1 pseudogene is annotated in these 454 nt (G+C 66.1%); it reads right to left on the reverse strand.

The window, feature by feature from the left end:
• Nucleotides 1-268: 268 nt before the first annotated feature.
• A pseudogene (locus RNC47_RS36770) lies at nt 269-454 on the reverse strand (hypothetical protein); the annotation flags it as partial.

Consider the following 454-nt stretch of genomic DNA (forward strand, 5'->3'; position numbering starts at 1 on the left):
GCAGTGCGATGGCCTGCCCGGCCAGGGAGCGCGGCCAGGCCCGGGCCGGCAGCTGCCGCCAGTGCGTCACAACACCTCCGATTGTGAAGGCAACGATCTTTCAAAATAGTGGCTCGGATATCCGCTGGTAGCGGGTTCGCGCCGGCGATCCTTGGGACCTTCGCGCCCGTCAATTCAGGGCTGCGGTTCGCGGGCGCTCAGTCGTAGAATCTGACAGTAAGCAGGGTCGAGGGTAGATCCAAGGGAGACCTGCGATGAGCTGCACGATTCATCGCTTGACGACCATCATCATGGCCGCGGTTGCGTCACTGGCGGTGGTGACGGCGATTTGCCCGGCGGTCGGCAACGCCACCGAGTGCGGAGTGGGCACTGTTTTCGATCCGCCTTCGAACACCTGCGTGGCGGCCCAGGTGCCGCCGCCCCCGCCTCCACCACCCCCTCCGCCGGCGTGGAA

Source organism: Streptomyces millisiae, assembly GCF_031845425.1.
Taxonomy (GTDB): domain Bacteria; phylum Actinomycetota; class Actinomycetes; order Streptomycetales; family Streptomycetaceae; genus Streptomyces; species Streptomyces millisiae.